The sequence below is a fragment of the Chromobacterium sp. FG89 genome (genome assembly GCF_057808735.1).
Genome location: NZ_JBMDIQ010000048.1, coordinates 1 through 7,903 on the forward strand (window position 1 = coordinate 1; position 7,903 = coordinate 7,903).

Below are 7,903 nucleotides of genomic sequence, written 5' to 3' on the forward strand. Positions count from 1 at the left end.
GCTGAACAGCTTGCCGGCACTTCGGTTTCAATGAAATCTGATATTTCAAGAAACCTGAATAACGGGATCCCAATAGAAATAACCAAGCGTTTTAACTTGATTGCCGCTTACTTGCTCGGTGATATAGAACCAAACCTGATAATTTTCAGTGCCCGTATCCGTTACGTTGCAGCCAAGATAGTAGTTTGGAATTTGTTGCGCCGTATAATTCAGCGGGTCCACCACTTTGTCCGCATTCTGATTGGGAATGGGCACCCAAGGTCTGGACTCGGTCGGAACCGGGATGGAGGTCACCTGACTACCGGAGAATTTTTGAATTTTGTAAACGATAACGCTTTGGCTGACGTTTGAAGACAAAGACAGTGCGCGCCACCGGATCACGTCATCCACCTCGGCCTTCACCGCCAAATCAGCGGAAGCTTGTCCGCCTGTCACAAAGCGGCTCTCCGCCACCATGTAAACATCTTTATGGGCGATGCCAGTTGGCTGGCCAGAGTTTTGGCTTGGGCCAGGATACTTGTTGAGAATGGTTTGCGTATCGAACACCATTTCAATGTTGACAATATTACTCATTCCTTCCTCCACATGTAGATCATTAATTAGGAGAGGCCGCTTCGCCCCAAGGCCATTTATTGATACGACAGGATCAAGAAAATAGAACCTAGTGCAAATACCTAATTGACAACATACAGATAGAGTTAATTTCATATTAAAATGTTTTATTACGTAATATCACAATCAAAATTATTTGCCGTAAAGGCCACATGCAATGCATGCTCCACTTTCATGCCATCCACTCAGCCACAAACTCGGTCTCGCACATGACGCGCATCCTCCCTCTTCGACTGCTGCGCTCTAAACCTCCACGCCAAGCCTGCCTTTGGAAGCGAACCTCCATAAAGGGAGGGAAGTGGCTGGCCGCGCTGATTCTGTGCGCCGCCGCCGCGCCGGCGCTGGCCCAGCCCAGTTTTCAGCAGGTCAAGGCCGAATGGCGGCCGTCGGACGTGGTGGTGCTGGACCGCAACGGCCAGCCGCTGCAGCGGCTGCGGGTGGACAAGCAAGGCCGACGGCTGGACTGGGCGGGCCTGGCCGATACCTCGCCGGCCTTCCGCCACGCGCTGGTGGTGTCGGAAGACCGGCGCTTCTATCAGCACAGCGGCGTGGACTGGTCCGGCGTGGCCGCCGCGGCCTGGGGCAATCTGTGGAACACCCGCACCCGCGGCGCGTCCACGCTGACCATGCAGCTGGCCGGCCTGCTGGATAACGATCTCAAGGTGGGCCGCAACGGCCGCAGCCTGTGGCAGAAGATGGGCCAGGGCTGGTCCGCCGCCTGGCTGGAAACCCACTGGAGCAAGGCGCAGATCCTGGAGGCCTACCTCAATCTGGTCGGCTTCCGCGGCGAGCTGGTGGGCCTGTCCGCCTTGTCCGCCACCTTGTTCGGCAAACTGCCGGCCGGCCTCAATCTGGAAGAATCCGCCATCGCGGTGGCGCTGATCCGCGCGCCCAACGCCGCACCAGACAAAGTGGCCGCCCGCGCCTGCCGCATCCTGCAGGACATGCGCCGCCAGCCCAATTGCGCGGCGCTGGCGGTGCGCACCCGCCAGGCGCTGGCGCAGAGCCGCGCCGCCAATCCGCTGGCGGAGCAGGACGCGCCGCACTTCGCCCAAAAACTGCTGCAGCGCCAGCCCTTGACGGCCGGCAGCCGCATCGCCTCCACGTTGGACCTGGGCCTGCAGCGCTATGCCGCTTCGGTGCTGCGCCGCCACCTGGCCGCGCTGGCGCAGCGCAATGTGCAGGACGGCGCGCTGGTGGTCTTGGACAACGCCAGCGGCGACATCCTGGCCTGGGTGGGCTCCAGCGGCCGCGGCCTGTCCAACGCGGCCGAAGTGGACGGCGTCACCTCGCTGCGCCAGGCCGGCTCCACCCTCAAGCCCTTCCTCTATCAGCTGGCGCTGGAGCGACGCTACCTGAGCGCCGCCTCCCTGCTCGACGACAGCCCGCTAAGCCTGCAAACCGGCGCCGGCTTGTACGCGCCGCAAAACTACGCCAAGGACTTCAAGGGCCTGGTGTCGGCGCGCACCGCGCTGGCCTCCTCCCTCAATGTGCCAGCGGTGCGCGCCATCGAAATGGTCGGCCCCAACGCGCTGCGCGACCGCCTGTACCGGCTGGGCCTGAGCAGCCTGCAGCAGGACGGCGACTATTACGGCTTCAGCCTGGCGCTGGGCGCCGCCGACATCCGCCTGCTGGAGCTGGCCAACGCCTACCGCACCTTGGCCAATCAGGGCCTTGCCAGCCCGACCCGCTGGACGCTGGCGGACCCCAAGCCCAAGCCGCAGCGGCAGTTGGACGCCGCCAGCAGCTTCATCATCGCCGACATCCTGTCCGACCGTACCGCGCGCGCGCGCACCTTCGGCCTGGAAAGCGCGCTGTCCACCCGTTACTGGAGCGCGGTCAAGACCGGCACCAGCAAGGACATGCGCGACAACTGGGCGGTGGGCTTCTCGCGCCAGCGCACGGTGGCGGTATGGGTGGGCAACGCCGCCGGCGAGCCGATGTGGGACGTATCCGGCATGCACGGCGCGGCGCCGGTGTGGCAGGCGGTGCTGGACCGCGCGCAGCAAGGCGCGCCGGCCTCCCTGCCGCCATCCCCGCCGGCCGGCGTGGTGAGCCAGAACGTGCGTTATGAAGGGGATGTGGAAGCCAGCCGCCGCGAATGGTTCCTGGCCGGCACCGAACGCGCGCTGATCGTGCCGGAGCGCGGCAGCGCCGCCAGCCAGGCGCCGGGCATCGCCGCGCCGGTGGACGGCAGCGTCTACGCGCTGGACCCGGACATTCCGCCGGCCAATCAGCGCCTGTTATTGCGCGCGCGCGGCGTGGCCCGCCCGCAATGGTGGCTGAACGGCAAGCGCCTGGGCGCCGGCGCCAGTCTGGCCTGGTTCCCCTGGCCCGGCCGCCACGCCTTGGAACTGCGTGACGCCAAGGGCCTGGTGGTGGAGAAAATCCGTTTCGAAGTGCGCGGCGCGGTGGCCACACCTGGCCGAAAGGCCGGCAAGCCCGGGCCCCGCGTCAACTAATAGCGGCAAACGCCGCGCCATGCCGTACACATAAATGGCGAGTCATTCCCATTTCAACGACAAGGAGCGGCATATGAAATATTCATTCGAAAACCTGGCGCTGTCCGGCGGCGGCGTCTGGGGCATCGCCTACCTGGGCATGCTGGAGGAACTGGAGCGGGCCGGCGCGCTGGCGCAGATCCAGCGCGTGGTCGGCGCCTCCGCCGGCGCCATCTCCTCCATGCTGATCAGTTTCCGCCTCAGCGCGGCCAAGACCCAGGAACTGTCCGACTCCCTGGACTACAGCAAGATCCCGCAAAAAGCGGCTGAGCCGGCCACGCCGCAACTGCAGGCCGCGCACAAGGCCTTCCAGGCCCAGCTGGCCTTGCAGCCGCACGCCAAAAACGTCTCGCTCGAAGACTTCATCTGCCTGCTGCGCCTGTTCAACAAGAAAGGCTGGTATTCCAGCGACTACTTCTACCACTGGCTGAAAGGCGTGGTCGCCAGCCAGTTCAAGGACGGCCGGCCGGACAAGAAATACACCTTCGCCGACTTCGCCAAGCCGGCGCTGCACAAAAACGACCAGCCCTTCCGCCAGCTCCACGTGATAGGCTGCGACGCCAACGCCCATCAGGCCAGAATATTCTCCGCCGAGCTGACGCCGGACGTGGAAGTGGCCGAGGCGGTACGCATCTCCATGTCCATCCCCTTCTTCTTCGAAGCGCAGAACTTCAGCTACCCCGGCCAGCCAACCGGCGTATTCGTCGACGGCGGCACCATCTGGAACTACCCGATCAACTTCTTCGACGACAAGTACCCAGCAAAGCCCAAGCAGGGAGAAGATGAGGAGGAGGAGAAAACCTTCGGCGCCCGTTTCGACGCGCCGCCGGGCAAGCCGTCATCGGACGCCAACCTGATCCAGCACATCCAGAACATCGCCCAGAGCGCCTGGCAAGCGCAAAACCTGAACTATCAGTATTCGCCGCGGGATCAGGCGCGCAGCATCAATATCCCCACCGAAGGCGTCTTGGCCACGGACTTCAATATCAAGACCGGCGACGACAAGTATCAGCGGCTATTCCAGGCCGGCGCTGCCGCCACCCGCGCCTTCCTCGCCAGCTGCGAAAGCTAAGAAGCGGCTCAAAGACTCGCGAGCAAGAGCGAGACAAGGCGAAAACGGCTGAGAAAGCGGAATGATCAAGCGGTACATGAGCATTTCGAAGGTGTTTTCAATGCCGTATCGCCGCAGCGCAGCAGATCGTAACAGCCGCCCGCGCCTGACGGCGCGGGCTACGCTCACTCCGCGGCCAGCAAACGCCAGCGCTGATTCGCGCCGCCGTGGCAGCTCCATTGAATCAGTTGCTGGCCGGCCAGGGACGAGGCATTGGCCACGTCCAGGCATTTGCCGGCCTGCGCGCCCGTCAGGCTGTACGCGCCGGCTCCGTCCGCCTTCAGGCTGAAGCGCTGATTGGCCTGGCCGCTGCACGGCCACTGAATCAGCTTGCCGCCGTCCTGCTTGGCGCCGCCCTCCACGTCCAGACACTGCCGGGAATGCGCGGCGATCAATTGATAGCCGTCGCCGCTGGCGGCCAGCTGCCACACCTGGTTTTGCCCGGCGGCGGCCTGCTGAACGACGGCCGCGCCGGCGGACGCGCTATTGTCCTTGACCGTCAGCCACAGCCCGCTGCTCAGGGACTGCAGCCGGTAAGACTTGCCCGCCTGCGGCCCGACGGCGCTGCTGTCTATCAGCTTGCCGGCGCGCGCGTCGCTGCGGTCCAGCACGTCGGTCACGGTCAGATTCACTTGCAGCTTGGCCGGCGTCGGCGTTCCCGCCGGCAGCTTCAAGCTGGCCGCGCGGCGCTCGCCGGCGATTTCGCCGCCCTGCGCCAGGATCTTGCCGCTGGCCGCGTCGCTGACGCTGAGCTGGTATTTGAACTGCGGCGCGCCATAGGGGCTGGTTTGCCAGCTCGCCGTCACCGCGCGCGCGGCGGCGTCGTAAGCGGCGTTCAACTGATCGATCTTGGCCGGATCCGCTTCCGGCGCCGCCGGACGCCGGGCGGTGGAAATCAACGGCGATTGGAAGCCGGCCAGCGGCGCGCCCTGCTGCATCACAAAGCGGCCCTGCGCGGACACCGCGTGTTGCTTGGCCTGAGCCGGCGTCAGTTCCGTGACGGTGGGCGTGGCGCGATTGATCGCCTGCCAGCCCTGAGCGCCGCGCGCCCAGACATCGTAATACTCGGCGCTGCGGGTCACCTCCTTGGCCTGGCCGCTCCAGTTCTCGATGAAGCTGTTGGCGGACTGGGCGGCGAAGTCGATATTGGCCGCCGGGAAATCGAAAGTGGCGTGATGGGTCCAAATCCGCGTGGCCGCGTCCCGCGTCCACATGCCAAAGTAAGTGTGGCCGTTTTGCTGCCAATTGCGCACCAGGGACGTTACCGGCTGGCCCAGCGTCCACTTGGTCTGCAAATCGAAATACTTCAGCCCCTCGCCCTCTCCGCCAAAGCGCTCCACCTTGGCGCCGGGCTTGGCGTACACCGCGCGTATCGGCACGCCGTGCACCGACACCGGGTCCCAGATTGAAAAGATATAGGCCGGCGCGCCGTTGTTGTGGCTCTGAATGCCGGTATAGCCGCCGGCATCGCGGCCGCCGTTCCAGCCCAGGGTCTCGTAATAAGTGTGCTGATGCGTGTTCAACACCTTCACCGTCATCATCAGGATGTCGGCGGACACATTGGAATAGTTGAGATGGGCGGAACCGGTGCCGGCCAGCGCCGGCGCAATGGGAACACAGACAAGAGCCAAGCGGGCGAGACCGCGGCTGAATGAGTACATGGCAACACCTTTATTCAATAAGGGAAACCAAGGCCGGCCGCATACGACAACGGCCTGCCGCCAAAACACTTAATAAGTGAGTGAACGACAGGCCGTCGGGTTCCGCCCCAGCGGCGGAATGGCACTATTTACACAGGCTCAACGCTGGATCAGATAACGTATCGTCGGGCCGTCCTGCTGGATTTCCAGCACGGTGTAGCCATGGTTCTTGGCGTCCAGCGGGATGTTGTTGATCGACTGCGGGCAATCGGTCACCACCTCCAGGATTTCGCCCGGCTGAAGCTGCGGCATCGCCTCCAGCGTGGCCACCGCCGGATACGGGCAGGGCTCGCCCATCATGTCCAAACGGTAATTTGGGGTATAACTCTGCTTGCTCATGCCGCCTCCTTGCTGAATCTAGCCGCCTGCGCCTTATTGGCGAAAAAGCGTTTTTCCCACCACATCACCGCCAGCATCGCCAGCGCCAACATCGCGTAAGTGAGCACCAGGCCGCCTTGCGGGCCAAACACCGCCAGCAGGTTGACCTTGGCGTAATCAGTGGCCACCGCCGGCGCGATATCGTCCCACCACGCCGCCAGCAAGGTGGCGCCGACGATATTGCCCAGCCCCACCCACCAGTAATGCACCTGGCCCTCCACCGCGCGATACATCCAGCCGGTTTCGCAGCCGCCGGCCAGCACGATGCCGAAGCCGAACAAGACCCCGCCTATCACCGCATTGGGGCCGGCCCACAGAATCTTGGGCGGCACGCCCAGCTGCACATAGCTGTACACGCCGATCACGCTCACCGCCATGCCGGCGATGATGGCCTTGGCCATCTGGGTGCGGCCGGTCAGCCACAAATCGCGGAAGGCCGAGGTGAAGCACACCTGCGCGCGTTCGATGATCAGACCGAAAGCCAGGCCGAACAAGGCCGCCAGCCCCAGCTTGGGCATGGAGAAGGTGCGGGCCAGCGCCCACAGCGTGAAGGCGACGAAAATCAGCATGCCCAGGCGGAAACGACGCCGCGCCTGGTCCTCGCGCTGCTGCAAGGGCTGCGGCGCGCTCACCTTCTGCAGCTTCACCGGAATGCGGAACACCGGCAGCATGGTCACGCGCGCGCCCAACCAGGAACCGGCCGCGGTGGCCAGCGCAAACAGCCAGGCATGCAGGGAAAACTGCGGAATGCCGGTGAAGAAGGCCGCCAGATTGCAGCCCATGGCCAGCCGCGCGCCAAAACCGGCGATCAAGCCGCCCAGCACCGCCTGCGCAATGCGGACGCGATGATGCGGCATGCGCAGCTTGACGTTGTTGGCCCACAAGGCCGCGGACAGACAGCCGGCGAACATGCCTATGATCATCATGCCGTCCACACGGTCCAGCGGCGTGCCCTCAAGATGGATCACCTTGAAATAGCCCCAGGTTTCCGGATGGAAGCCAAACAGCTGCAAGGCGTGGCCGCCCCAGCGCGTGAACTCCCCGGTCACCGCCCAGAAAGTGCCGGTAATGCCGAAATAATAAGCGGACAACACCCCGGCGGCGATCACCGCCGGCACCGGCGCCCAGAAACGCACCAGGTATTGCGTCTTGAAATCCTGCCAAGTCATGGCTCAGACGTCTCCCAATAAAAAAACCTGCCCGCGGGCAGGGTCAAAAATATACGGTTGGCATTGTAGAACAGTGCGTGAACCATGTCAGCGCCGGATTGTCTCACCCGCCGCCTATCGCAGGCAAACCCAAAGCCGACCGGACTTGATCTGACGCGGCACGGCGGACGCGCGTCGGGCTTGCCGGCTGGTACTGATTAAAACCAAATCCCTTTGGCATCAAAGCCTTTGTGCGGGGCAGTAAAAACACATAGAATAAGCTCGCTTTTTAACAATAACTATCAACAGCTATCGCGTAAGCCACGATGCCGCCGCTACGGCGCCTGAACGCTTGCTCGCAAACCTTCGCCAGATAGAGCCCTGAACCCATGGACTTAAGCACCCTGCTCGCCAGCTTCGCCTCCGCCTTCAACCAGGACCAGCGCCTGCTCA

The 7,903-nt window shown here is 63.6% G+C and carries 6 protein-coding genes; 2 read left to right on the top strand and 4 right to left on the bottom strand.

Annotated features, from left to right (window positions below):
• Positions 1-45: 45 nt before the first annotated feature.
• Complete coding sequence (locus ACODRW_RS23965) at positions 46-573, bottom strand: inclusion body family protein (RefSeq protein ID WP_227108299.1); 528 nt, start codon at positions 571-573, stop codon at positions 46-48.
• Positions 574-821: 248 nt separating this feature from the next.
• On the opposite strand from ACODRW_RS23965, the gene pbpC reads away from it, so the two are divergent.
• Positions 822-3,074 (top strand): penicillin-binding protein 1C, encoded by a 2,253-nt coding sequence (pbpC, locus tag ACODRW_RS23970; RefSeq protein ID WP_488906872.1) that lies wholly within the window; start codon positions 822-824, stop codon positions 3,072-3,074.
• A 73-nt stretch (positions 3,075-3,147) separates the two neighbouring features.
• Positions 3,148-4,185: a patatin-like phospholipase family protein gene (locus tag ACODRW_RS23975; RefSeq protein ID WP_488906873.1), complete on the top strand. Its 1,038-nt coding sequence runs from the start codon at positions 3,148-3,150 to the stop codon at positions 4,183-4,185.
• A 164-nt stretch (positions 4,186-4,349) separates the two neighbouring features.
• On the opposite strand, the gene ACODRW_RS23980 is transcribed toward ACODRW_RS23975, so the two are convergent.
• The 3 genes from ACODRW_RS23980 to yedE all read right to left on the bottom strand — a co-directional run bounded on the left by ACODRW_RS23980 (position 4,350) and on the right by yedE (position 7,471).
• Positions 4,350-5,885 carry a DUF3472 domain-containing protein gene (locus tag ACODRW_RS23980; protein ID WP_488906874.1) on the bottom strand — a complete coding sequence of 512 codons (1,536 nt, stop codon included), beginning with the start codon at positions 5,883-5,885 and terminating at the stop codon, positions 4,350-4,352.
• A 138-nt stretch (positions 5,886-6,023) separates the two neighbouring features.
• On the bottom strand, positions 6,024-6,263 hold the full coding sequence (yedF, locus tag ACODRW_RS23985; RefSeq protein WP_019100738.1) for a sulfurtransferase-like selenium metabolism protein YedF: 240 nt from the start codon (positions 6,261-6,263) through the stop codon (positions 6,024-6,026).
• Complete coding sequence (yedE, locus tag ACODRW_RS23990; protein ID WP_227108292.1) at positions 6,260-7,471, bottom strand: selenium metabolism membrane protein YedE/FdhT; 1,212 nt, start codon at positions 7,469-7,471, stop codon at positions 6,260-6,262. Before yedE ends, yedF begins: the two co-directional genes overlap by 4 nt.
• Between the last annotated feature and the right edge of the window lie 432 nt (positions 7,472-7,903).

Excerpts from the sequence above, each read along its gene's own strand:
- ACODRW_RS23965 (WP_227108299.1), bottom strand. The coding sequence starts at position 573 with ATGAGTAATATTGTCAACATTGAAATGGTGTTCGATACGCAAACCATT.
- pbpC (WP_488906872.1), top strand. The coding sequence starts at position 822 with ATGACGCGCATCCTCCCTCTTCGACTGCTGCGCTCTAAACCTCCACGC.
- ACODRW_RS23975 (WP_488906873.1), top strand. The coding sequence starts at position 3,148 with ATGAAATATTCATTCGAAAACCTGGCGCTGTCCGGCGGCGGCGTCTGG.
- ACODRW_RS23980 (WP_488906874.1), bottom strand. The coding sequence starts at position 5,885 with ATGTACTCATTCAGCCGCGGTCTCGCCCGCTTGGCTCTTGTCTGTGTT.
- yedF (WP_019100738.1), bottom strand. The coding sequence starts at position 6,263 with ATGAGCAAGCAGAGTTATACCCCAAATTACCGTTTGGACATGATGGGC.
- yedE (WP_227108292.1), bottom strand. The coding sequence starts at position 7,471 with ATGACTTGGCAGGATTTCAAGACGCAATACCTGGTGCGTTTCTGGGCG.